The sequence below is a fragment of the Roseivivax halotolerans genome, from assembly GCF_900115815.1.
GTDB lineage: Bacteria > Pseudomonadota > Alphaproteobacteria > Rhodobacterales > Rhodobacteraceae > Roseivivax > Roseivivax halotolerans.
Map to the genome: position 1 here is coordinate 1 of NZ_FOXV01000012.1, position 22,464 is coordinate 22,464.

The 22,464-nt window shown below is 64.2% G+C and carries 23 protein-coding genes; 10 read left to right on the forward strand and 13 right to left on the reverse strand.

Features of this window, described 5'->3' with window-relative positions:
- Window positions 1–462, forward strand: a 462-nt coding sequence (locus BM171_RS14710; RefSeq protein ID WP_281244606.1) for an MOFRL family protein, incomplete at its 5' end; no start/stop codon positions are given.
- A gap of 81 nt (window positions 463–543) precedes the next feature.
- Here BM171_RS14710 and BM171_RS14715 read toward each other — a convergent pair.
- Window positions 544–1,239 carry a VIT1/CCC1 transporter family protein gene (locus BM171_RS14715; RefSeq protein ID WP_093014046.1) on the reverse strand — a complete coding sequence of 232 codons (696 nt, stop codon included), beginning with the start codon at window positions 1,237–1,239 and terminating at the stop codon, window positions 544–546.
- Between the two features lie 156 nt (window positions 1,240–1,395).
- Here BM171_RS14715 and BM171_RS14720 point away from each other — a divergent pair, with 156 nt between their 5' ends.
- Window positions 1,396–1,740: a c-type cytochrome gene (locus BM171_RS14720; protein ID WP_139218714.1), complete on the forward strand. Its 345-nt coding sequence runs from the start codon at window positions 1,396–1,398 to the stop codon at window positions 1,738–1,740.
- A gap of 279 nt (window positions 1,741–2,019) precedes the next feature.
- Window positions 2,020–2,652, forward strand: a complete 633-nt coding sequence (locus BM171_RS14725) for a tyrosine-type recombinase/integrase (protein ID WP_093014053.1) — start codon at window positions 2,020–2,022, stop codon at window positions 2,650–2,652.
- Between the two features lie 350 nt (window positions 2,653–3,002).
- Here the strand turns inward: BM171_RS14725 and BM171_RS14730 are convergent, their stop codons facing one another.
- Window positions 3,003–3,932 carry an AraC family transcriptional regulator gene (locus BM171_RS14730; RefSeq protein ID WP_175497573.1) on the reverse strand — a complete coding sequence of 310 codons (930 nt, stop codon included), beginning with the start codon at window positions 3,930–3,932 and terminating at the stop codon, window positions 3,003–3,005.
- A 98-nt stretch (window positions 3,933–4,030) separates the two neighbouring features.
- Here BM171_RS14730 and BM171_RS14735 point away from each other — a divergent pair, with 98 nt between their 5' ends.
- Window positions 4,031–4,774, forward strand: coding sequence for an SDR family oxidoreductase (locus BM171_RS14735; RefSeq protein WP_093014059.1), 744 nt, complete (start codon window positions 4,031–4,033; stop codon window positions 4,772–4,774).
- Between the two features lie 103 nt (window positions 4,775–4,877).
- Here the strand turns inward: BM171_RS14735 and BM171_RS14740 are convergent, their stop codons facing one another.
- Complete coding sequence (locus tag BM171_RS14740; protein ID WP_093014062.1) at window positions 4,878–5,510, reverse strand: tyrosine-type recombinase/integrase; 633 nt, start codon at window positions 5,508–5,510, stop codon at window positions 4,878–4,880.
- 164 nt (window positions 5,511–5,674) lie between these two features.
- The gene (locus BM171_RS14745) at window positions 5,675–6,580 is read right to left on the reverse strand and encodes a LysR substrate-binding domain-containing protein (protein WP_093014065.1); all 906 of its coding nucleotides are present in this window, start codon (window positions 6,578–6,580) and stop codon (window positions 5,675–5,677) included.
- Between the two features lie 92 nt (window positions 6,581–6,672).
- Between BM171_RS14745 and BM171_RS14750 the strand changes: the two genes are divergently transcribed.
- The 5 genes from BM171_RS14750 to BM171_RS14770 all read left to right on the forward strand — a co-directional run bounded on the left by BM171_RS14750 (window position 6,673) and on the right by BM171_RS14770 (window position 12,388).
- A complete protein-coding gene (locus BM171_RS14750) occupies window positions 6,673–7,800 on the forward strand; it encodes an alanine racemase (RefSeq protein WP_093014067.1) in 1,128 nt (375 codons plus the stop codon).
- 10 nt (window positions 7,801–7,810) lie between these two features.
- Window positions 7,811–8,746 (forward strand): ornithine cyclodeaminase family protein, encoded by a 936-nt coding sequence (locus BM171_RS14755; RefSeq protein ID WP_093014070.1) that lies wholly within the window; start codon window positions 7,811–7,813, stop codon window positions 8,744–8,746.
- A 487-nt stretch (window positions 8,747–9,233) separates the two neighbouring features.
- Window positions 9,234–10,808, forward strand: a complete 1,575-nt coding sequence (locus BM171_RS14760; RefSeq protein WP_093014073.1) for a 2-isopropylmalate synthase — start codon at window positions 9,234–9,236, stop codon at window positions 10,806–10,808.
- Window positions 10,809–10,926: 118 nt separating this feature from the next.
- Window positions 10,927–11,448, forward strand: coding sequence for a methanogen output domain 1-containing protein (locus BM171_RS19005; protein ID WP_175497574.1), 522 nt, complete (start codon window positions 10,927–10,929; stop codon window positions 11,446–11,448).
- Window positions 11,423–12,388, forward strand: coding sequence for a GGDEF domain-containing protein (locus tag BM171_RS14770; RefSeq protein WP_175497575.1), 966 nt, complete (start codon window positions 11,423–11,425; stop codon window positions 12,386–12,388). The genes BM171_RS19005 and BM171_RS14770 overlap by 26 nt, the downstream gene beginning before the upstream one ends.
- On the opposite strand, the gene BM171_RS14775 is transcribed toward BM171_RS14770, so the two are convergent.
- Window positions 12,378–13,364 carry a 2-hydroxyacid dehydrogenase gene (locus tag BM171_RS14775; protein ID WP_093014084.1) on the reverse strand — a complete coding sequence of 329 codons (987 nt, stop codon included), beginning with the start codon at window positions 13,362–13,364 and terminating at the stop codon, window positions 12,378–12,380. The two genes, BM171_RS14770 and BM171_RS14775, sit on opposite strands and share 11 nt — an antisense overlap.
- A gap of 101 nt (window positions 13,365–13,465) precedes the next feature.
- On the opposite strand from BM171_RS14775, the gene BM171_RS14780 reads away from it, so the two are divergent.
- Window positions 13,466–13,969, forward strand: a complete 504-nt coding sequence (locus BM171_RS14780) for an SH3 domain-containing protein (protein WP_093014087.1) — start codon at window positions 13,466–13,468, stop codon at window positions 13,967–13,969.
- Between the two features lie 31 nt (window positions 13,970–14,000).
- Here BM171_RS14780 and BM171_RS14785 read toward each other — a convergent pair whose 3' ends face one another.
- The 8 genes from BM171_RS14785 to BM171_RS14820 form a co-directional block, all read right to left on the reverse strand.
- On the reverse strand, window positions 14,001–15,065 hold the full coding sequence (locus BM171_RS14785; protein ID WP_093014090.1) for a Hint domain-containing protein: 1,065 nt from the start codon (window positions 15,063–15,065) through the stop codon (window positions 14,001–14,003).
- A gap of 161 nt (window positions 15,066–15,226) precedes the next feature.
- Complete coding sequence (locus tag BM171_RS14790) at window positions 15,227–16,171, reverse strand: lipid A-modifier LpxR family protein (RefSeq protein ID WP_245760283.1); 945 nt, start codon at window positions 16,169–16,171, stop codon at window positions 15,227–15,229.
- Window positions 16,172–16,296: 125 nt separating this feature from the next.
- Entirely contained in the window at window positions 16,297–16,680 is a 384-nt protein-coding gene (locus BM171_RS14795) for a Na+/H+ antiporter subunit G (protein WP_093014093.1), read from the reverse strand.
- Window positions 16,677–16,961 (reverse strand): K+/H+ antiporter subunit F, encoded by a 285-nt coding sequence (locus tag BM171_RS14800; protein ID WP_093014096.1) that lies wholly within the window; start codon window positions 16,959–16,961, stop codon window positions 16,677–16,679. Before BM171_RS14800 ends, BM171_RS14795 begins: the two co-directional genes overlap by 4 nt.
- Window positions 16,951–17,484 (reverse strand): Na+/H+ antiporter subunit E, encoded by a 534-nt coding sequence (locus BM171_RS14805; protein ID WP_175497576.1) that lies wholly within the window; start codon window positions 17,482–17,484, stop codon window positions 16,951–16,953. The genes BM171_RS14800 and BM171_RS14805 overlap by 11 nt, the downstream gene beginning before the upstream one ends.
- Window positions 17,485–17,486: 2 nt before the next feature.
- Window positions 17,487–19,169, reverse strand: a complete 1,683-nt coding sequence (locus tag BM171_RS14810; RefSeq protein ID WP_093014099.1) for a monovalent cation/H+ antiporter subunit D — start codon at window positions 19,167–19,169, stop codon at window positions 17,487–17,489.
- Window positions 19,166–19,534: a Na+/H+ antiporter subunit C gene (locus BM171_RS14815; RefSeq protein WP_093014102.1), complete on the reverse strand. Its 369-nt coding sequence runs from the start codon at window positions 19,532–19,534 to the stop codon at window positions 19,166–19,168. The genes BM171_RS14810 and BM171_RS14815 overlap by 4 nt, the downstream gene beginning before the upstream one ends.
- Before the next feature lies 1 nt (window position 19,535).
- Window positions 19,536–22,394: a monovalent cation/H+ antiporter subunit A gene (locus BM171_RS14820; RefSeq protein ID WP_093014293.1), complete on the reverse strand. Its 2,859-nt coding sequence runs from the start codon at window positions 22,392–22,394 to the stop codon at window positions 19,536–19,538.
- Window positions 22,395–22,464 lie beyond the last annotated feature (70 nt).

Genomic DNA, 22,464 nt, shown 5'->3' on the forward strand with positions numbered 1-22,464 from the left:
GCGCCTGTTCTTCTGGGGGATGCGTTAGAGGGAGAGGCGCGCGAGCTGGGCACCGTGATGGCCGGGATTGCCAAGGCGGTAGCGCGCCACGGCACACCTGCTTCTCCGCCGGCCGTGCTGATATCGGGTGGAGAGACGACGGTGACAGTCGGCGATACGAAACCCGGTCGCGGTGGACGAAACACCGAGTTTTTGCTGTCTCTCGCGCTCGCGCTGAATGGCCACAAAAACATTTCCGCAGTTGCCGCTGACACGGACGGCATCGACGGGACAGAGGATGCGGCTGGGGCAATTTTAGGTCCAGACTTTGCAAGGGATGCGGCGCGCAAAGGCATCAATGCAAGTAGGGCGCTCGAGATGCATGACAGTTTCACGGTGTTCGACCAACTCGGCTACCTTGTAACAACCGGGCCAACACTGACCAACGTAAACGATTTCCGAGCGATCGTGATACGCAGGTGAAAAAACAGTTTGCTTTGAGCGATTTGCAAAGCAGCGTGACAGCGACAGCGAATGGTGGGAGAGGGCCGTCCAGGCCCGCCCTCACCCCTCGAAAAAACGCCCCACGCCATAGGCGATCAGGGCAGCGGTCCCCCCGATCAGAATTGTTTCGGCCGCAGAGGTCCACCACCGCCGCAGCGACCACCGGCTTTTGAGAACGCCGATACCAGCGAACGTAACCGCTGTCGCCAGAACAGAGGTCATGAAGGGATATGGCACCCCCACGGCGAATGGCACGAGCGGCAGAAGACCACAGCAGAGGAAGGCCAGGAAGGTGGCCACCGCATCCCGGGCGGGTGTCGGTGTCGATGGCGCGTCGGTGCCGTCAACCAGAAGGCCGATCCAGGCTGATCGGCTTTGCTCGATGGCCTCCGTCGCTTGGGCAAGTGAGTCTCCGGTCAGGCCACGCGCGGACAGAAGGCGTGACAGGCGCGTCCGCGCCGCGTCGGGGTCGCGCGTCACCAGCGCGGTGAACCAGGCACGCCGCCGCGCGGCATCCTCCATGTTTGCGCGCCCACCCGCATAGATGCCCGCTGCCATCGAAAACCCGTCCGCGACGACGTTGGCCGTTCCGAGGGCCAGCACCACGCTGATGGGCAGCCCCGCGCCGGCCACGCCGGCGACGATGGCGAACGCCGTCACCGTTCCGTCGATGGCGCCCAGCACCGCCTCGCGAAGATACGGCGCAGCGCCGTGATCGGCGTCCAGATCAGGCGAGGGCTCAGGGACATCTGTCATGCGGCTCAGTCCTATCCTTCCTGCATCGACATGGCGTTGATCCGGGTCAAAGCGTGCGATGGGCTGCGCCGGAAGGATCGAAACGACGATATAAATTGGAGGGGCACGCATGGAGGGAAGAACATCGGCTTTGACGATGATGCTGGCCAGTCTGGTTTGGCCACAGGCAGCCCGGGCCTCGAGCTGTCGATAACTGCGCGCGGGGCCAAGCTGTTTCAGCAGACCTGCGCGGCCTTCCATGGTTTGGACGGCCGCGACGGGCTCGCACCGGGCCTGACGCGCATGACAATGGACGGGAGCGGCACGTTCCCCAGCATCGAGGTCCTGACCCGGATGCACGAGGGGGGCGACGCCATGCCGGCCTTCCGGGATCTCGTCCCGGGTCCGACCTTGGTGGTCGAGATAGAAGAAGGCAACGGAACCCCCGTACCCGAAGACATGATGGCGATCTGGCGGTATCTCGAGACGATCCAGCGTCCGGAACTCCAATCCCACGACTAAGGGATTGCGTGCGAGCGCCTCGCTTCCGATCTCGCAGCTTCGGCGAATGGCTGGATCGGGTAAACTCCGCCGAGACAATCAGTATTCATGCGAAGGTCTGCTTCGGGCCGGTCGCGATGGGCTTGGCCCATGCTGCAACAGCGAGCGCACCCAAGATCGACGCGGTCAGTTTGGGCTCCGAGCAGCCATTCGTGCAGCGCTCCCGTGGTAGCGTGGTAGGATCGCCCTGCCGACACGATGTCGGTGTTGCGGAGGATGGGGCGGACCGGAGGATCCACCATGCCCACCACAAACCTTCCTGCCATCCGCCTTCGGAGACCAGCCTGGAACAGAGGCCGCATCGTCGGCCAGAAACGACCGCTTCTGCCGAAAGATGTCTGGGCCATTCGCGTGCGCCTCGAGATCGCTAACCGAATTCGGGATCTCGCCCTCTTCAACACTGCCATCGACAGCAAACTGCGAGGTTGCGATCTGATCAAGCTGAAGGTCGCCGATGTTTTCGCTGCCGGTCAGGTCAAAGAGCGCGCCTCGGTTATTCAAAGCAAGACACAGAAACCTGTCCGCTTCGAGATCACTGAGGGAACGCGGAAATCACTCCTGCGGTGGATGGACGAACCGTTGATGATCGGTTCCGAGTTCCTTTGGCCGGGACGGTTTCACGAGCGGCTGCACATCTCGACCCGGCAATACGCACGCTTGGTCCGGGATTGGGTGAAATCGATCGGGCTGGAACCGAGTGCGTATGGAACCCATTCTATGCGCCGAACCAAGCTGGCTCAGATCTACCGCAACACTGGCAACCTGCGCGCTGTTCAGCTTTTTCTCGGTCACACTAAAATGGACAGCACCGTTCGTTACCTCGGCGTCGAACTTGAAGACGCCTTGGCAATACCTGAGCCAGTAGAAATCTGAAGGCTCGGGCCGTTTTCAAAGACGGCCCACTCCGGACCTTCGAGATGTTCGGCCTTGCTGCGCCGCGGCTTCCCCGAACCGGCCCTCCATGACATCGTGCAGCGAAATCGAAAGGTCGGAGGTCTGCTGAGCGGGACCTTCCGGACCTTCGCTGCGCATGCTCGGTTTACGCTGCGCACACGCAGTCACCCGGGAGGCAGGGCGGGGAGCAGTCGTTCGCTGCGGTATGTGCGAACTGCGGTGACGGGGGAGCAAACGCATTGGGTGCCCTGACGGCGATCAGACGAACATGATATCAGTTTGGCCCGCAGCCTGCGTCTCGGAGGCCGGCGGGATATTCCCTTTCTCGATCACGAAGCGCCGACTTCCGCGATCGTGTCCACTTCCAACGCGCGCCGCATGTAGCGGCCGGGAGGCTCACCGACGTGGCGGCTGAAGGCCGTGCTGAACGTGCTCGCCGATCCATAGCCGATCCGATCCGCGATGTCGGCAATCGACAACGCTCCTTCCCGCAGCAGCGACTTGGCGACGGCCATGCGCCAGGCCAGAAGATAGTCCATCGGCGTCATGCCGACGGTCCTCAGGAACCTGTCGAAAAAGGCGGAGCGCGACATTCCGACCTCCCGCGCAAGGCGGTTTGCGGTCCAGTTCCGCTTAAGATCGCCGTGCATCAGACGCAACGCCGTCACAACGCGGTCATCCGACAGCCCACGCAACAGGCTTGGCCCGGACGTAGTACCGGGCACTGATCGCAGACCCTCGATCAACAGAATTTCGACCAGCCGCTCCAGGATCAACTCCCGCCCGACGTCGTCTCGGCCGGCCTCGTCGCCGACCAGATGCACAAGCTGCGTCAACCGCGCGGTTCCGCGGATGTGAATGACCTGCGGTAGCAGCTTCACGAGCAGGTCAGCGTCCGGGGAAGCAAATGAGAAGTAGCCGCCGAACTGACGCATATCGGCGGGTACGCCTTTCCTGCCGTGGCGCACCTCCTGCCCGGACGGATGCAGGTCCCCGGGGGTGGCCCGGCGTCCGGTCGCGTCGGGCGACGACATGGTGAAGGCCGGGGTCGCGGGCAGAAGAACGAAATCGCCTTCCTCCAGCAGGATCGGCGCTTCCCCCTCCACTGCGAGCAGGCAACGTCCAAGCGTCACCGCGCAGAAGCCGGGATGGCGCATGGGCGCGTAGCGGACGGCCCATTCCCCCGCTCCGGAAATCCCTTTTGAGAATACGGCCTTCGGCCGCAAGAGGCGGATGATCTGCTCAAGAGGATCGGCCATCCTGGACCTTCGCAAATTAAAATTGGACTTTGAGTCGATGATTGTCCGGATTTTGGCCGCTATGTCAGTCTCGTCAACACAAAACACAGGAGACTGACATGAAGACCGTCCTCATCACCGGCTGCTCCTCGGGCTACGGACTTGCAACAGCGCGCCACTTCCATGCCAAAGGCTGGACCGTCATCGCCACCATGCGTTCACCTCGCGAAGGGCTGTTCGCGCCATCCGATCGGCTCCGGCTTCTGTCGCTGGATGTGACCGACCCTGACAGTATCCGGGCAGCGATCGAGGCCGCCGGTCCGATTGATGCCTTGGTCAACAACGCCGGAATCGGGGTCGTGGGGGCCTTCGAGGCAACGCCGATGGCGCATGTCCGAAAAGTGTTCGAAACGAATACCTTCGGCACGATGGCCATGGTTCGGGCGGCAATCCCGGGGATGCGGTCACGCGGATCGGGCGTGATTGTGAACGTCACCTCCAGCGTGACATTGGCCCCGATGCCCCTCGCTGCGGCCTATACGGCAAGCAAGCAGGCCATCGAGGGATTTACCGGATCGCTCGCACACGAACTCGGAGCTTTCGGCGTCCGCGCCAAGCTGGTTGAGCCCGGCTACGCCCCGACCACGCGTTTCGCCGAGAACACCGACATCGATGTCGCGGATTTGATTCCTGAAGCCTATGCCGACTTCGCGGCGCCGATCTTCGCGGCCTTCGCGACACCGGCCCTGACCACTTCGGAAAGCGATGTCGCCGAAGCGGTCTGGCTTGCGGCTCAGGACAAGACGGACCGCTTGCGCTTTCCGGCCGGTTCCGACGCGGTGGCCTTGGCGCAGGCAAGTTGACGCGAGCTGCGCCGTTACTTCATGAACAAACGGTGAAAGCCGTCATTCGCAGGGCAACCGGCGAATGACGGCTCTGGGCCGTCCGTGAAGACGGCCCAGCTTGTTACATTTCCACCGCCTCGGAAATCGCCAGCGCATCCTCCAGCTCGACGCCGAGGTAGCGGACAGTGCTGTCCATCTTGGTATGACCCAGCAAAAGCTGAACCGCCCGCAGGTTTCCTGTCTTGCGGTAGATCTGTGCGACCTTGGTTCGCCGCATGGAATGGGTCCCGTAGGCACTCGGCTCAAGGCCGACCGAGGTCACCCAATCGCGCACAAGCCGGGCATACTGGCGCGTTGAAATGTGCAGACGCTCGTGAAAGCGCCCGGGCCAGAGATACTCGGAACCGATCATGGCCGGATCCTGAAGCCACGCTGCGATCGACCTGCGTGTGCCCTCGGTGATCTCGAACCGCACGGGTTGCCTGGTCTTGCTCTGGTTGATTGATGTGCGCTCTTTGACCTGTCCGGCCGCAAACACGTCCGCCACCTTGAGACTGACGAGATCGCACCCGCGCAGTTTGCTGTCGATGGCAGTGTTGAAGAGGGCGAGATCCCGAATTCGGTTAGCGATCTCGAGGCGCACGCGAATGGCCCAGACATCTTTCGGCAGAAGCGGTCGTTTCTGGCCGACGATGCGGCCTCTGTTCCAGGCTGGTCTCCGAAGGCGGATGGCAGGGAGGTTTGTGGTGGGCAAGGTGGATCCTCCGGTCCGCCCCATCCTCCGCAACACCGACATCATGTCGGCAGGACGATCCTACCACGCTACCACGGGAGCGCTGCACGAATGGCTGCTCGGAGCCCTTCTACGGCGTTCACGGAGAAAGCTGAGAGACGGGTGACTTGTCCAAGTGCGGCCGGTCAAGCCATCGGCGGCGCGCTGATCTCCGACGCCAGCCGCTCGACAAACTTGTCTATTCGAAGCGAGCGCACCGCGCGGGGGTTCAGCAAAGCCACGATGTCGGCGTCTGGGAGTGACCAGTCCGGCAACACGCGCACCAGCCTGCCGGCGCGCAGATCGGCGGAAATGCTCCATTCGGACCGCTCTACGATACCGAAGCCCTCCAGCGCCCAGGCGCGCAGGACTTCGCCGTCGTTGCAGCCATAGACCGGCTGCACGCGCAGGTTCATCTCGATGCCTTCCGGGCCCGTCAGGGGCCAAAGCGTGGCGTCGGCCCGGTTCTCGCGAACCACGCCGACCCGGTGGGCAGCTACATCCTCCGGCCTCTGGGGAAGACCGAAGCGCCTGGCGTAGCCGGCCGACGCCACCAGCAGGCGACGGTTCGGCGCGAGCTTGCGCTGCGTAGTCCGCAGGTCCGGCAACCGTCCGACATGGACCAGGAGATCCCAGAGCCCATCGTTCATCGCGCCCACAGGATCTTCGCTGAGGCTGAGCATCGGGCGCAGCTCCTGGTTCTCGTCGCCGAAGCGGGCGAGAACCGGCGCGACGCGCAGCCGCCCGAAGCCGAAGGGGGCAATGACATGGAGCGGCCCCTCGATACGACCCGCCCGAGCAGCCATCTCGTCCGCGAGGCTTTCCACGTCGTCCAGGATGTCCTTTGCCCGATCAACGAGATAGGCCCCTTCGGCCGTCAGCCTGAGCTGGCCCCGCCCGCGCTCGATGAGCCGCAATCGCAAACGGTCTTCCAGCAGCGCCAGCCGTTGCGAAACCGCGGGCGGCGTCACGCCCAGACCGCGCGCCGCCGCCGCAAGGCTCGGTGCTGCGGAGAGGGCCGTAAGAAATCGGAGATCGGAGACATCAAACATTAAGGCGCAGCTTAATGCGTGCTTCAGATCGTGTGAATATACCCTGAAAGGTTGCGAGGGTAGACCTCAGGCCATGCTGGAGGATTCACCCGATGATAGAGCCCGCTCCGTTGAACCAGGATGCCCTGCCCACACCCGCGCTGCTGCTGGACGAGGCGCGGATGATGCGGAACATCGCACGACTGGCCGGGCGCGCAGAGAGCCTCGGTGTCTCGCTGCGCCCCCATCTGAAGACGGCCAAATCCGTCGAGGCCGCACGTCGCCTGACCGGCGGGACGCTCGGTCCCATTACCGTCTCGACCCTCGCGGAAGCCGAAGTGTTTCACGAGGCAGGGCACGCGGATATTCTCTACGCCGTCGGCATCGCCCCGCAGAAGCTGGAGCGCGTGCAAGCGCTGCGCGCCCGCGGCTGCGACCTGATGGTGATCCTCGACAGCGAGGCGCAGGCACAGGCCGTGGCGCGGGCGGCCGTTCCTGCGCTGATAGAGATCGAAAGCGACGGCCATCGTGGCGGGCTTCGACCGGATGATCCGGCGCTGATCCAGATCGGGCGCATCTTGAACACAGTCGGGTGCTTGCGCGGCGTGATGACTCATGCAGGCGAAAGCTATGGCGTGCGGGGGGACGCCGCCCACGCCGCTTTCGCCGAACTGGAGCGCGAGGCCGCCGTCGCCGCAGCAGAGGCGCTGCGTGACGCGGGCCTGCCGTGCCCGGTCGTGAGTGTAGGTTCGACGCCAACTGCCCATGCCGCGCGCGATCTGACCGGCGTGACGGAGCTGCGGGCCGGGGTCTACATGTTCTTCGATCTCGTGATGGCCGGGATCGAGGTCTGCACCGTGGACGACATCGCGCTCAGCGTGCTGACGACCGTGATCGGACACCAGCCGGCCAAGGGCTGGACCATGATCGACGCCGGGTGGATGGCCCTGTCGCGCGACCGCGGCACGGCGGCGCAGGACGTGGATCAGGGTTATGGCCTGGTCTGCGACGAGAACGGCCATGTTCTTCCCGACCTGATCGTGAGCAGCGCCAATCAGGAGCACGGGATCGTCTCGCTCCGCCCTGGCGCGGACGGGTCGGTGCCGGACTTGCCCGTGGGGACACGCCTGCGCGTCCTGCCGAACCACGCCTGCGCGACCGCCGCGCAGCATGATCGTTACAACGTGCTGCCGGTGGACGGCGGCCCTACGCAGACTTGGCACCGCTTCGGCGGCTGGTAAGGCGACCGACATGATCTTGATCACCGAGGCCGAGTCCTCCGCCATCGTCACGCCCGAACTCGCTTTCGAGGCCGTTCGGGAAGCTTTCATCGCTGCCGTCGCGCCGGGCGCCGCAAGCTTTCCGGTGGTAGTCGCCCATGGCAGCGACCCGCAGAACCGCTTCACCATCAAGTCCGCGTCTGGGGCAGATCTGGCTGGGCTGAAGGTCGGTGCCTACTTCCCGACGAACGATGCACGCGGTTTGCCACGGCACGCTTCGACCATCCTGCTGATCGATCAGTCCACGGGGCGCATCGGCGCTGTGGTCGAGGGATCGGCGGTGAACTGCTATCGCACCGCCGCGGCGGATGCGGTGGCAACGGATGCTCTCGCGCGCCAAGATGCCGAGGTTCTGACCCTGTTCGGAACGGGCCATCAGGCCGCCTTTGAGGCGCAGGCCATCGCCCGCGTCCGAGAGCTTTCTCGCCTGCTGGTGGTCGGCAGAGATGCCTCTCGCACGGAAGCCTTCGTAGAGAAGTTGCGCAGCGCCGGCTTGTCGGTCGAGGCCGCGATGGCAGAACCGGCGATCCGTGCTGCCGATATCATTGTCACCGCAACGACGGCCACCGCGCCTCTCTTCGAGGCGGCCTGGGTCCAGCCGGGAACGCACATCTCCTCCATGGGGTCGGACTCCCAGGGCAAGCAGGAACTACCGACCGAGATCTTTCGAGACGCCAGACTCTTCTGCGACCTGCCGGAACAGTCAGTGCGCATCGGAGAATTCCAGCACGCGGGCCCTGAGGCAACTCCGACTGCCATTGGATCGGTTCTATCCGGTGACGCGCTGGGGCGCGGGCATGCCAGCGAGATCACAATATTCGATAGCTCGGGCATCTCGCTGCAAGACTTGCATATGGCGAAGGCGATCCTCGACCATCTTTCGGGAAGCGGTGCAGCCGACAGTTAGAGGTTGTGGGCCACACCCATACCTTCGCGTGCGGCTTCGACCTGCCAACAAATACGAATGGCAGCTACGTCCCGCACAGCTGTCACTCAACGGGCCCTCAGCGAAGGTCGGCTCTGATGAATAGCGCAATCTCGCCCCGTGTCCGCTCTGGGCTGTCACCTGCCGAATGCGCTCGCAGCGAAAGCGCGGCACCGCGAGGGCAAGCCTGGACCCTTCCCCGCCATCCGCTCCAGCCTGTCTGAACCTCCGCCTCCGGCCCCCTCAAAATCCCCCCTTCCCTTCCGCCGCGCAGACCGTTACCTTCCGCTCCATGAGCATGACCGGCCATATCTCCGCAGCGACCGCGCCCCTCGGCGCGCTACCTGCGCTTGGCCTCCTTCTTCTGCTTACCCGCCTCTGAGCGTGCCTTGACCGGCGCGACCGCTCAGGGGAGACAGGGATCCGCGCCGACCAAGCCTTAAGCAGACACGAACCCACGAGACATGCCATGACCACCACAGACAAAGACCGCGTGTTGATCTTCGACACGACCCTGCGCGACGGCGAGCAGAGCCCCGGCGCGACCATGACCCATGACGAGAAGCTCGAGATCGCGGAGATGCTCGACGATATGGGCGTCGACATCATCGAGGCGGGCTTCCCGATCGCCTCCGAGGGCGATTTCCGGGCGGTGAGCGAGATCGCCAAGCGCTCGAAGCAATCGGTGATCTGCGGGCTGGCGCGCGCGCAATTGCCCGATATCGACCGCTGCTGGGAGGCGGTGAAGCACGCCGAGCGCCCGCGCATCCACACCTTCATCGGCACCTCGCCCCTGCACCGCGCCATCCCGAACCTGACGATGGACGAGATGGCCGACCGCATCCACGAGACCGTCACCCACGCGCGCAACCTCACCGACAACGTGCAATGGTCGCCGATGGACGCGACCCGTACCGAGTGGGATTACCTCAAGCGCGTCGTCGAGATCGCCATCAGCGCCGGGGCCACGACGATCAACATCCCCGACACGGTGGGCTACACCGCCCCGCGCGAGAGCGCCGATCTCATCCGCCGCCTGATCGCCGAGGTGCCGGGCGCGGACGAGGTGGTCTTCGCGACGCACTGCCACAACGATCTCGGCATGGCGACGGCGAACGCGCTGGCCGCGGTCGAAGGCGGCGCGCGGCAGATCGAGTGCACGATCAACGGGCTCGGCGAGCGTGCGGGCAACACCGCGCTCGAGGAAGTGGTCATGGCGCTCCGGACGCGCGGGGACATCATGCCCTACGATACCGGCGTCGACACGCGGAAGATCATGCAGATCTCGCGCCGCGTCGCGACCGTCTCGGGCTTCCCCGTGCAGTTCAACAAGGCCATCGTCGGCAAGAACGCCTTCGCCCACGAAAGCGGCATCCACCAGGACGGGATGCTGAAGAACGCCGAGACCTTCGAGATCATGCGCCCCGAGGATGTCGGCCTGGCCGCCACCAATCTCGTCATGGGCAAGCATTCGGGGCGCGCGGCGCTCCGTGCGAAGCTGAAGGATCTGGGCGTCGAGGTCGGAGACAACCAGCTCAAGGATCTCTTCGTGCGGTTCAAGGATCTCGCCGACCGCAAGAAGGAAGTTTACGACGAGGACATCCTCGCCCTCGTCACCGCCACCACCACCGACGGTCATGCCGACCGGCTGCAGCTCGTGAACATGAGCGTGACCTGCGGCACCGGCGGGCCCGCGCGCGCCGAACTCGAGATGGAGATCGACGGCAAGGAGGTCTCGGCCACCTGCGAGGGTGACGGCCCCGTGGACGCGACCTTCAAGGCCGTGCGCGAGCTGCACCCCAACGCCGCGCGTCTGCAGCTCTACCAGGTCCACGCCGTGACCGAGGGCACCGACGCACAGGCCACGGTGAGCGTGCGTCTCGAGGAGGACGGCATGATCGCGACCGGCCAATCGGCCGATACCGACACCGTCGTCGCCTCGGCCAAGGCCTATATCAACGCCCTGAACCGCCTTCTCGTGCGGCGCGACAAGGCCGGACCGGGCGCGGATCAGCGAGAGATCAGCTACAAGGATGTGAGCTGAGCCTCGGGGTTGGGCCGGGGCCGCTGGGAAAGCGCGCTCCGGCTCATCAAACCCGGACACCCGTTAACCTTTTGTTTAGATTTGCGCGGCACCCTTTCTTCAGGAAGGGTGCCCATCGATGTCCCACAGTCTCGACCAATCCGTTGCCACGGGCGCAGCCTGCGATCTGAAGCGCGAGGACTTCTTCTGCGATACGCTCGTCAACCTGGCGGGAACGCTCGAGAATTATCTCGGGATAGAGGACGCATCGACCTTCATCGCCCGCGTCGGCGGGGATATGGGCGACGCAATCGGCGCTCTTTACGTCGATAGCGACGGCGCCCTCCCCCAAGAGATCGAAGCGATCGGCGCGATCCTCATCGACCTCAAGGCGCGGATCGGGGGCCGTTTCCGAATAGAGACGATCAGCCCGACCGAACTGGTGCTGATCAACACCGCCTGCCCCTTCGCGGACCGGGTCGTCGGGCATCCCTCCCTTTGCATGATGACGACCAGCGTGTTCGGCCGGATCGTATCGGATGCGACCGGCTATGCCCGCGTCCATATCGACGAGGCGATCGCGACGGGCCATGGCCGTTGCCGCGTCGTGGTTTCCCTTCGCCGCGAGACGTCCGATGACGGGCACGAATTCTTCGGTTGAGCGCGCCGCGGCGCTGTTATCGCTCGAGGCCGTCTTCGCGCATGCGCCGCGGGCCATCGCCGTCTTCACCTTGTGCGGCTCGCTCGTTTACACCAATCGCCTGGGTCGCCGCGCCTTCCTCGTGACCGGGCAGGCCGGGCAACACAGATCGCGCCTCTCCGAAGACCCGACATTCGTCGCCGATCTGCGGCGGATCTCCTCGGCCTCCATTGCCTGCGCCCTGCAAATCCGGACGCCCTCGGGGCGGCTCGAGGCGATCGGATGGCGGATGCACGACGTTCCGGGTCTTCCCGCGGGCCTCATCATCCTCAAACAGGACACGGAGCAGAGCATGAGCGCACGCCTTCTCGCCGCGTCGGAATCGCGGGCGCAGGCCTCGCGAGAACTGGCGGTGATCGAGGCGGAGCGCCAGCACCTTCAGGCACAGGCGCGACGCCTGTCATATCTCGCCGCGACCGACCGGCTGACCGGCCTGCTCAATTCGGAGGAATTCGCGCGCCTGTGCCGCACTTACTTGCATGCCCCCCGCAAACGCGCAGGCACTTTCGTGTTTCTCGATTGCGACGACTTCAAGTCGATCAACGATACCTACGGACACCGGACGGGCGATATCATCCTCGCCACGTTGGGCGCGCGTCTTCGCTCCTTCGGCAGAACCGATGACCTTGTCGGCAGGCTCGGCGGCGACGAGTTCGGTATCTGGTTCGCAGGAAGCGGCGCGCGCGAAGCGGCGCGCCTGATGGACAGGCTTCGCAGCATCGTCGAAGCGCCGATACCACGTCCTGAGACGTCCGGGCTCGTCGGTCCTCGGGAAATCTCGATCACGTTCTCAATGGGCGCCGCATCGGCCCCGGTCGACGGGGCGCGCTATTCGGACCTTCTCGAGACAGCGGATGCCCGCATGTACGAAATGAAGACCACGCGCCGCCTCAGAGCATAGAGGGCACGACCTGGTCGGGCGGGCGATGCCCGTCCGCAAATGTTTTCACGTTGATGATGACTTTCTCGCCCATCTCGACGCGCCCCTCGCGGGTGGCAGAGCCCATATGCGGCAAGAGAACAACATTGGGCAGGTTACGCAGTTCGGGGTTCACATCGTTGCCGTGTTCGTAGACGTCGAGCCCCGCTCCTGCCAGTTCCCCGCCACGCAGCATCCGCACCAGCGCGTTCTCGTCGATCACCTCGCCGCGCGAGGTGTTCACCACCACCGCGTCCGGCTTCATCAGCTTCAAGCGGCGGGCGTTCATCAGGTGAAAGGTCGAAGGCGTGTGCGGGCAATTGATCGACAGAATATCCATCCGCGCAACCATCTGGTCGAGGCTGTCCCAGTAGGTCGCCTCGAGCGCCTCTTCCATCTCCGGGCGCAGCCGGCGGCGGTTGTGATAGTGGATCTGCATACCGAAGGCGCGCGCCCGTTTGGCAACCGCCTGCCCGATCCGCCCCATCCCGAGAATGCCAAGCCTGCGTCCGCCGAGACGTCCGCCCAGAAAAGCGGTCGGTGCCCAGCCCTGCCAGCCGTCCGACTGCATCGTGGCAAGGCCTTCGGGGATGCGCCGCGTCGCGGCGAGCATCAGCGCCAGGGTCATGTCAGCGGTGTCCTCGGTCACAACGCCTGGCGTGTTCGACACGAGGATACCGCGCGACCGGGCCGTATCCACATCGATGTGATCGACGCCCGCGCCGTAATTCGCGATGAGCTTGAGCCGCTCACCGGCCTGACCGATCAGACCCGCATCGAGCCGGTCGGTGACCGTCGGCACGAGGACATCCGCCTCGCGCATGGCCTCGGCCAGCTCCGTTTTGGACATCGGCGTGTCGTCATCGCGCAGGCGGACATCGAACAGCTCGGACAGACGTGTTTCCACGACATCCGGCAGGCGTCGCGTGACGACAACACTCAGACGTTTTGAGGGCATGCCCGACCTCCCCGACCTTTTCCGAACAGCCATTTCAAGGCAGAGTGTCGCAAGACCGGACGAGGCACAAGAACCCCGCCCGAAAAACTCGAGCACTGAGAATGATCAAAGCGTTGAAGGGTCTTTTTCTGGCCGCCGTCCTGACGGTCGGGCCGATCGCAGCCTTGGCGGCCGAAGAGCGCGGCCCCGTGACCAATCTGCCGCTTCCCCGCTACGTCTCGTTGAAGACGGACGAAGGCAATGTGCGGCGCGGCCCCTCCCTCAGCCACAGGATCGATTGGGTCTACGTGCGTCGCGACATGCCTCTCGAGATCACCGCGGAGTTCGGACATTGGCGGCGCGTGCGCGACCGCGACGGCGCCGGCGGCTGGGTGCATTACGCACTTCTGTCGGGCGTGCGGACGGTCCTCGTCGAGCAGGACAAGCTGATGATCCGCTCCCGCCCCCGGAAGGACGCACCGATCAATGCCGAACTGAGCCTCGGCGTGATCGCCCGTCTCGGCAGCTGCGAGCCTGCCTGGTGCGAGGTTGAAGCCGGCGGCTATCGCGGCTGGGCACCCAAGACGGCACTCTGGGGCGTCGGCCCGCGCGAGATCCGCGAATAACGCGACACGTGCGAGCCGGTGCCCTGTTGGGTCAGGCCGCGCGATGGGTCAGGATCGCCGCCTCCGAAGGCGTCAGCATACGGCGCGCTGGCGCGGAATAGCTCTGCGGAGCGCGCTCCACGCTCGGGATGAGCTGCGATAGCCGCGCCCTGTCGCCCGGATCGAGCGTGTCGAGCTGCGTCTCTCCCGGATGAAAGCTCTCGGATTCGACGCCATTTGCAAACAGGATCTCGTGCTGCGGCAGGAGCAGGTGAATATAGGTCACCTCTTTCGCCATCGTGTCCGCGACGATGCTCTGCCCGTCGATCAGATCGGATGCCGCGACGAGAACCTCGTCGGAATTGAACAGAGACCGCGCCTTCGCCCCCTTGATGAGAAGCCGGTGCTGCGGCGAGACGAGAAGCGCGTCGTCGGGACGCTCCACGCCGAGCGCACCCGCGCGGATCAGCACAGGACGCAGCTTCGGAAGCGCGAAGAGGCGCGCGCCGGTCATGCGGCGGCTGCCGATCCAGCAGATCTCCTGCAGCCCATTATCCTTGGTCTGGACGCGGTCGCCCTCGCGCAGATCCTCGACCCGCACCGCCCCGTTCTCCGCGGCGATGCGCGTGCCCTTGGTGAAGCAGATGACACCCGAACCGAGATGCGACTGCGGATCGAGCGCCGTCATGTCGATGTTATGGTGAACCACCCACAGATCTTTATGCGCCGGCGGCACCTCGTCGAGGAACATCAAGAGCGGCGGCGCGTCGCGGCCGACCTCGATCAGCGTGACGGTGTAGCTCGAGAAGCCGTCCGTCACGACAAAGCTCTGGTCCGTCAGCGGGTGATCGACCTCGACATCCGAAAGCTCGCGCGATGTGTCCAGCGCCGCACCGACAAGGCGGCGCACCATACGCGCCGCGCGTCTGCGCAGCAGAACGTCATCCTCTGCCCGGTCGAGTTCAAGTACGGAATTCGGCCCGTCCACACGCACCGTTTCACCCCGCCAGATCCATTGCGATCCGACAGTGAGAGACGCGACCGGCGCCGCATCCAACCCATCCACACCAGTTTGCGACCAAGAGATGACGAACGTGCCTCGATAGCCCGTTCCCATTCTCAAATCTGCCTCAGTCTTTTTTTATTGCTTTAAGGTTATGCGGAAAGACTTTGTTTCCCAAAGAGAAACTTCCCGAAGCGCTGCCCGGCTTCGCATCTTTCAAGCCCGAGGTTGCGTAATAGCAACAGCGCTGCGGCGCCGCCCTCGGGCCCATTCAATCAGAAATTGTACTTGATGCGAACGCCGCCGAGGAACTGCCCTTCCGGTTGTCCCTCGAATTCTTCGCTGAGATAGGTGACGCCGTATTGCGCGCCCCAGGACTTGCCCTGCCAGTTCACACCAGCGCGCAGTCGGTGCCGGTTCTGCTCAAGTTCGGGCCCGCGATCCTCGGGCATGTAGACGCTGGACTCGACCTGCGCGACATCCGCGCCCAGAAAGAAGCTCGTGCCGACCGGATCCTTGCTGATCACCTGGTATTGCTGGCCGCTCACCGACTCCCGCACCATCAGCTCGTCCTTGCCGAAGGCACCGAAGGACATGTCGAACCCGACGCGCGCCAGTGTTTCGGCGCCCCAGCGGAGTTCGGTAAAGGGCCGCACGCGGCCCACGGTGCCAAGCTCGAACGTGCTGCCCACCTCGGCCACAAGGGTCGGGTGAAAGCCGTTTTCGATCTGCTCATCGAGGATATCCTCGCTTGGCCGGGGAATGTTGAGCAGGTCGTGCAGCGCGGTCTGAAGCTCGTCCAGACGGGTCTGCGGTCCGGTCACGACGAGGTCGCCTCCCAAAGACACCTCGGCAAGCCCGCGCTGGAAATGCGTGTGAAGACCTGCGGAAAGCGCACCGGCATAGAGCCGGTCGTCGGGATTGAAGTCTTTCAGGCTCGACGGCGCGATGACCTGACCGTGCAGTCGCAGCTCGAGAAGCTCACCCGGCCGCGCCGGCGCCTGACCGTCCCAGCCATAGCCCCAGACGCGGCTCGACGCGATGGAGCCTGACCGCCAACGATCCTTCAGCTCGCCGGCGGAGTCGTTGATGACGAGCCGTCCGTAACCCACCCGGAGGCGCTCCTGTGCGGAGCTGGCGCTCGCGGCGAAAACGGAAAGGGCCAGCGCGCACAAGGCGGCACATGCCGGCATGCGCCGGTCCATGATCTTGAAAGGCATCAAACCTGCTCGCTCGTTCTTGTCTTGTTTTTTGCAAGCTTTAGCGAGCCCTTGCGTTTACGCAAACCCGCAAGACGCGCAAAACGACCAGGCGTTTCCCTTCGGCCACAGGCCGGCTGCCAAACTCAGCTTTGGGCCTGGTCCGGCGCGAGCGGGCCGTCGTCTGCCTGACCTCGCGTTGCCCAGACCTTGTCTTCGGGTGGCGGAGGCGGCGTCTCGCAGGTGCCGCGATGGAGATGGACCTTGGAGACGAAATGCGCCGAGATCGGGGCCGTGACGAACAGGAACGCCATAACCAGGATTTCGTGCACGGAATCGATACCGGTCGTGAAGGAATGCAGGATCGAGGCCATGATCAGCGCCCCGATCCCAAGCGTGCCGGCCTTTGTCGGGGCGTGCAGTCGCTTCATCGGGTCGTCGAGCTTCAGAAGGCCGTAGGAGCCGACCAGCGTGAAGAGCGCACCGACAAGGAGCGCGATGGCGGAGACGATTTCGAGGATCGCTATCATTCGATGATGTCCCCTCTCAGCTTGAAGCGCGCATAGGCGACGGTCGAGACGAAACCCAGCATCGCGAAGATCAGCGCGCCTTCGAAATAGACCTCCGATCCTTCGGCAACGCCCAAAAGCACGATCAGGCCAATTGCGTTTATGACCATCGTGTCGAGCGCGAGGATCCGATCACCGGTATTGGGACCCTTGACCAGCCGCACCATGGCAAGGACCTGGCTCACCGCGACGGAGGCGATCGCGATAAGAAGGCACCATTCGAAGAAACTCTCAGGATTCATATTCGAAGATCTCCTTCAGCCGGGCCTCGTAGCGGGTCTTGATCTCGTCTCTGACAGCGTTCGGGTCGTCCGCGTCGAGCGCATGAACCAGAAGGCAGTGGCCCTCGTCGGACAGATCCGCGGACACCGTGCCGGGCGTCAGCGTGATGGTGCCCGCAAGCAGCGTGATCGCCTCGGGGGTTCTGAGATCCAGCGGGATCACCACCCAGGTCGAGCGCATGTCGGAATTGCGCTTGGTCAGAACGATCCAGGCGACGCTGACATTCGCGACAAGGATGTCCCAGATCACGAGGAAGAGGTAGCTCACCATCTTGAACGGCCGGAACCCGCGCGGGACATGCGGCCAGTAGGGATAGGTGAAGAACGGGATCAGGATGCCAAGGATCACTCCGAGGACGATCGTGCCCGGCGCGACGGAATTGGTGATGACGCACCAGACGACGATGAGCAGCACCGTCAGGAGCGGGTGCGGAAAGACCCGGCGCATCAGCTTGGGGCGGTCCTGTGCCTGCGACTCTGCCATGCTCAGTTGCCTCCCTCTTCAACGGCGGGCTCCTCGGCTGCGTCCTCGCCTGCAAGCGCGCCCTCCTCGCCGCTGTGGTCGTCCTTCTTGTAGCCGAGCGCGTTGCCGCCTTCCTTGATCTCCTTGCCCTCCGTGTCGAGCACGACGGAGATGTAGGGCTCCGGCGACTGCAATTGCTGCGCCGTGGCGCGGAAGAACGCTGTGGCCGGCCCGGCAAGAGCGGTATGGACGCCGATCAGCGCGACCAATCCGCCGATCGCGACGAGCGGCAGTGCCTTCAGCGGCGCGCTCGGATAGTCGGGCTTGCTGTCGACATTGTCCTGCTCACTGCGCGGATCGTCCTGCATCTCTCCGGCGATCTGGCGTGACTTCCAGAAGACGATGGTGCCCGCCCGCGCAAAGCCAACAACCGCGACAAGCGAGGAGCCGAGGATGGCCGCCCAGGCCCAGACCACGAGGTCGGTCGAATAGGCCGCGTCGAGGATCAGCAGCTTGCCGATGAAGCCCGAAAGCGGCGGCAGACCGGTCATCGCGATGGCAGCGGCAAAGAAGAGACCGGCCAGCATCGCATTGCCGCGGATCGGTGTGGAGGCGTAAAGGCGCAGTCCTGCACCGCCTCTGTGGGTCAGCACGAAGTCGGCGATCATGAAGAGTGCCGCCGTCGCCAGTGTCGAATGCACGATGTAATAGAGGCCCGCGGTGATCCCTGCTTCGGTGAAGATCGAGATGGCGATCGTCACCATGCCCATCGACCCGATCACGGAGAAGGCGATCAGCCGGTCGAGCTTCCATGCGCCGAGCACCCCGATCATGCCGATCACGAGCCCGACAAGACCAAGCGGCATCAGCCACGCCCCGTGCAGTCCCTCGAAGAGCGGCGCATCTGCGGGGAAGACCAGCGTGTAGATGCGGAGGATCGCGTAGGCACCGACCTTGGTCATGATCGCAAAGAGCGCGGCAACGGGACCGGGCGCCTCCGAATAGGAGGACGGCAGCCAGAAATGCACCGGCGCGATCGCCGCCTTGATGCCGAAGACGATGATCAGGAGGACGGCCGCGACACGGATGCCAGAGCTTTCATCGGGCGAGATCGCCGCCACCCGTTGGGCAAGATCGGCCATGTTGAGCGTGCCCGTCTCAGCGTAGATCGTGCCGAGCGCGAAGAGGAAAAGCGTCGAGCCCAGAAGGTTGTAGAGCACGTATTGCGTGCCCGCCTTCATCCGCTTCGCGCCTCCGCCATGGATCATCAGGCCATAGGAGGCGATGAGCAGCACTTCGAAAAAGACGAAGAGGTTGAAGACGTCGCCGGTCAGGAACGCACCGTTGATCCCCATGAGCTGGAACTGGAACAGCGCATGGAAATGCCTTCCCCTCTCGTCCCAATTGGTGCCGATCGCATACATCAGAACCGAGAGCGACAGAACGCTCGTCAGTAGCAGCATCGTCGTCGAAAGCCGGTCGGCGACAAGAACGATACCGAACGGCGCGGCCCAGTCGCCAAGCTGGTAAAGCGTCAGCGTGCCGTCCGAGGCATTGACGAAAAGTGCCAGCGAAATGACCAGCAATGCGACCGCCCCGCCAAGAGAGACGGTGCGCTGGATATCGCGATGGAAACGCGCGGCGAGCACGATGAACGCCGCGAGCAGGCCCGGCAACAGGACGGGGGCGATGATCCAGTGGCTCATTGCCCGGCCTCCTTTCCGCCGACGCGGGTCGTGTCGAGATGATCGGCGGCATCGTTCACGCGGTCATCGTCACCGGCCAGATATGCGCCGAGCGCGATCACGACGACCACAGCGGTCATGCCGAAGGAAATGACGATCGCCGTCAGGACGAGCGCCTGGGGCAGCGGGTCGGCGTAGTTTTCCATCCCGTCGCGCAGGATCGGAGCCGCGCCGACGGTGAGCCGACCGCTCGCGAAGAGAAAGACGTTCACCGCATAGGTGAGAAGCGCGACACCGATGATGACCGGGAAGGTCCGCAATCGGGTGACAAGGTAGAGCCCCGCCGCGGTCAGGACGCCCACGGCGCTTGCAACGATCAGTTCCATGTCAGGCCCCTCCCTCTGCGCGTTGGTCCCGTGAAGGGTCGATATCCATCGGATGCTCCGGATCGCGCGTATCGGACCGGCGTGCAAGTCGCGAGAAGCTCTCGAGCGAGAGCATGACCGCGCCGACCACGGCCAGGAAGACGCCCAGATCGAAGAAGAGCGCCGAGGCGACCTCGAAGGCCTCGAGACCGGGCAATTTCACGTAGCCGAAGCTCGAGGTCAGGAATTCGCGCCCGGCGAACCAGGCACCGATCCCGGTCAGACCCGCCGCCAGAACGCCAGAACCGATGATCGCATGGTAAGGGTAGCGCTGCCGGTCCGTCGCCCAGGCAAACCCCGATGCCAGGTATTGCATGACAACCGCCACCGCGACGACGAGCCCGGCGATGAAGCCGCCGCCCGGCTGGTTGTGCCCGCGCAGGAAGATGTAGACGCCCACCATCAGAACGATCGGCATCATGACCCGCGTCAGCACGACCATCATCAGCGGATGCCTGTCGCCCGCGAGCGGCTTGTCAGGCACACGGTTCAGAAGCCGTGCACGCACCGGCCCGGACAGCAGAGCCTCGGTCAGCGCGTAGATGACGAGCGCGGCAATGCCGAGCACGATGATCTCGCCGAACGTGTCAAAGCCCCGGAAATCGACGAGGATCACGTTCACGACGTTCGTGCCGCCGCCGCCGTAATAGCTGTTTTCGAGGTGATAGGACGAGATCGGCGTCTCTACCGCCGTCCGGCGCAGGAGATGATAGCACAGCCCCCCTGCCCCGAGACCACCGAGGATCGCGACTGTTCCATCGAAGAGCCGCTGCATCGGCGTCGATTCCTTCGGGGTCCAGTCGGGCAGGAAGTTGAGCGCGAGCAACATCAGGATGATCGTCACCACCTCGACGGAGATCTGCGTCATCGCAAGGTCGGGCGCGGAGAAATAGGCGAAGCCGACCGACACCATCGTGCCGATGATGCCCATGAGGATGAGTGCGAGGAGGCGGTTGTGATGGGTGGCGACCAGCACGACCGTCGCCACGACCAGCATCAGCCAGCCGAGCGCAGAGGCCAGGTTCGGCCAGGCAAAGGGCAAGGCTGGCGCACCGACTTCGCCGGTCATCCAGGCATGTCCGGCCGCCGCGATGATCGCGAGCGCCAGGATCGCCGCATAGCGCGTGAATGCGCCGTCATGCAGCCCGCCCGTCAGGCCGCGCGCGAAGGAGATCGCGCCGGCGATGATGCCGTCGAAGATGGTCTTGGCCTCTGGACGCGGGGTCTTGTCCCAGCCCGCCTGCAAGCCGCGATGCAGGCCCAGCAGGATAAGACCGCCGACAACCGCGACCGCCGACATCATCAACGGGATGTTCACGCCGTGCCAGATCGCCAGGTGATAGTCCGGCACCTCCGCGACACCGCCCAAGACCGCGCCGGTCACGAACTTCACGAAGGGCTCGACGAGAAACGGCAGCACGCCGATCCCCACCACGAGCACCGTTAGGAACGCCGGCGGCAGCCACATGCCCTTGTTGGGATCATGCGGGTGCGAGGGATAATCGTCGCGCGTCTTGCCAAGGAAAGTGTGGGCGATGAAGCGGAAGGAATAGGCCGCCGAGAACAGCGCGCCGAAGGTCGCGAGCGCGGGCACCAGCCATTCCGGGCCGAAAAGCTGCGTCTCGAGAGCTTCCTTCAACATCATCTCCTTGGAGATGAAACCGTTCATGAGCGGGATGCCCGCCATCGACAATGCGGCGATGATCGCGATGGTCGCGGTGACCGGCATCAGGTGCCGGAGCCCTCCGAGGCGACGAATGTCCCGCGTATGCGCTTCGTGATCGACGATACCCGCCGACATGAAGAGCGCCGCCTTGAAGGTCGCGTGGTTGAGAATGTGAAACACCGCCGTCAGCACACCGAACGCCGTGCCCGTACCGAGGAGCATGGTGATCAGGCCCAGATGCGAGACCGTCGAGAAGGCGAGGATCGCTTTGAGATCGTGCTTGAAGAAGGAGATCACCGCACCGAGGCACATCGTGATGAGCCCCGCCCCGGTCACGAGGTAGAACCATTCGGGCGTACCCGAAAGCGCGGGCCACAGCCGCGCCATCAGGAAGATGCCCGCCTTCACCATCGTCGCCGAGTGCAGATAGGCCGAGACCGGCGTCGGCGCCGCCATCGCGTGCGGCAGCCAGAAGTGGAACGGGAATTGCGCGGACTTCGTGAAACACCCCAAGAGGATCAGGACGAGCGCGGTCGTGTAAAGCTCCGAGGCTTGGATCGCATCGCGCGCCGCGATGATGTCGGAAATCCGGTAGCTGCCCGCGATCTGCCCCAGGATGATCGCGCCGCCGATCATCGCAAGACCGCCCATCCCGGTCACGGCCAGGGCCATCCGCGCGCCTTGCCGGCCTTCGGGCAGGTGCTTCCAATACCCGATCAGCAGGAAGGAAGAGAGCGAGGTCAGCTCCCAGAAGATCAGCAAAAGCAGTATGTTGTCAGACAGAACGATCCCCACCATCGCGCCCTGGAAGAGCAGCAGGTAGGTGAAGAATTCGCCCATGTGATCTTCGCGCGAGAGGTAGTAGCGCCCGTAGATGATGATGAGACAGCCGATCCCGAGGATCAGCGCGGCGAAGAAGAAGCCCAAGGGATCGAGCCAAAGCTCAAGATTGAGGCCGAGGGCCGGAATCCAGTCGATCCGAGTGGTGATCGTCTGACCGCTCCAGATCTCCGGCAGGCGGGTCAGCAATCCGATCAACGCGGTCAGGGTCACGGCCAGCGTGACGCTCGCACAGGCTTTCCGACCCGCGCCATACATCAGGCCAGGCAGCAGAGCGCCAAGAAACGGCAGCGCGACGATCAAGAATAGCGACACGATGTCCCCCGGTCCCATTTGACAGACAGTTTCCCGTTTCTGCGAAACTTTCGCACGAGCCTCAAGCGAA

Bases quoted from the DNA above. Each gene is read 5' to 3' on its own strand.
- BM171_RS14715 (WP_093014046.1), bottom strand. From the start codon at position 1,239: ATGACAGATGTCCCTGAGCCCTCGCCTGATCTGGACGCCGATCACGGC.
- BM171_RS14725 (WP_093014053.1), top strand. From the start codon at position 2,020: ATGCCCACCACAAACCTTCCTGCCATCCGCCTTCGGAGACCAGCCTGG.
- BM171_RS14730 (WP_175497573.1), bottom strand. From the start codon at position 3,932: ATGGCCGATCCTCTTGAGCAGATCATCCGCCTCTTGCGGCCGAAGGCC.
- BM171_RS14735 (WP_093014059.1), top strand. From the start codon at position 4,031: ATGAAGACCGTCCTCATCACCGGCTGCTCCTCGGGCTACGGACTTGCA.
- BM171_RS14745 (WP_093014065.1), bottom strand. From the start codon at position 6,580: ATGTTTGATGTCTCCGATCTCCGATTTCTTACGGCCCTCTCCGCAGCA.
- BM171_RS14750 (WP_093014067.1), top strand. From the start codon at position 6,673: ATGATAGAGCCCGCTCCGTTGAACCAGGATGCCCTGCCCACACCCGCG.
- BM171_RS14755 (WP_093014070.1), top strand. From the start codon at position 7,811: ATGATCTTGATCACCGAGGCCGAGTCCTCCGCCATCGTCACGCCCGAA.
- BM171_RS14760 (WP_093014073.1), top strand. From the start codon at position 9,234: ATGACCACCACAGACAAAGACCGCGTGTTGATCTTCGACACGACCCTG.
- BM171_RS19005 (WP_175497574.1), top strand. From the start codon at position 10,927: ATGTCCCACAGTCTCGACCAATCCGTTGCCACGGGCGCAGCCTGCGAT.
- BM171_RS14770 (WP_175497575.1), top strand. From the start codon at position 11,423: ATGACGGGCACGAATTCTTCGGTTGAGCGCGCCGCGGCGCTGTTATCG.
- BM171_RS14775 (WP_093014084.1), bottom strand. From the start codon at position 13,364: ATGCCCTCAAAACGTCTGAGTGTTGTCGTCACGCGACGCCTGCCGGAT.
- BM171_RS14780 (WP_093014087.1), top strand. From the start codon at position 13,466: ATGATCAAAGCGTTGAAGGGTCTTTTTCTGGCCGCCGTCCTGACGGTC.
- BM171_RS14785 (WP_093014090.1), bottom strand. From the start codon at position 15,065: ATGGGAACGGGCTATCGAGGCACGTTCGTCATCTCTTGGTCGCAAACT.
- BM171_RS14790 (WP_245760283.1), bottom strand. From the start codon at position 16,171: ATGCCTTTCAAGATCATGGACCGGCGCATGCCGGCATGTGCCGCCTTG.
- BM171_RS14795 (WP_093014093.1), bottom strand. From the start codon at position 16,680: ATGATAGCGATCCTCGAAATCGTCTCCGCCATCGCGCTCCTTGTCGGT.
- BM171_RS14800 (WP_093014096.1), bottom strand. From the start codon at position 16,961: ATGAATCCTGAGAGTTTCTTCGAATGGTGCCTTCTTATCGCGATCGCC.
- BM171_RS14805 (WP_175497576.1), bottom strand. From the start codon at position 17,484: ATGGCAGAGTCGCAGGCACAGGACCGCCCCAAGCTGATGCGCCGGGTC.
- BM171_RS14810 (WP_093014099.1), bottom strand. From the start codon at position 19,169: ATGAGCCACTGGATCATCGCCCCCGTCCTGTTGCCGGGCCTGCTCGCG.
- BM171_RS14815 (WP_093014102.1), bottom strand. From the start codon at position 19,534: ATGGAACTGATCGTTGCAAGCGCCGTGGGCGTCCTGACCGCGGCGGGG.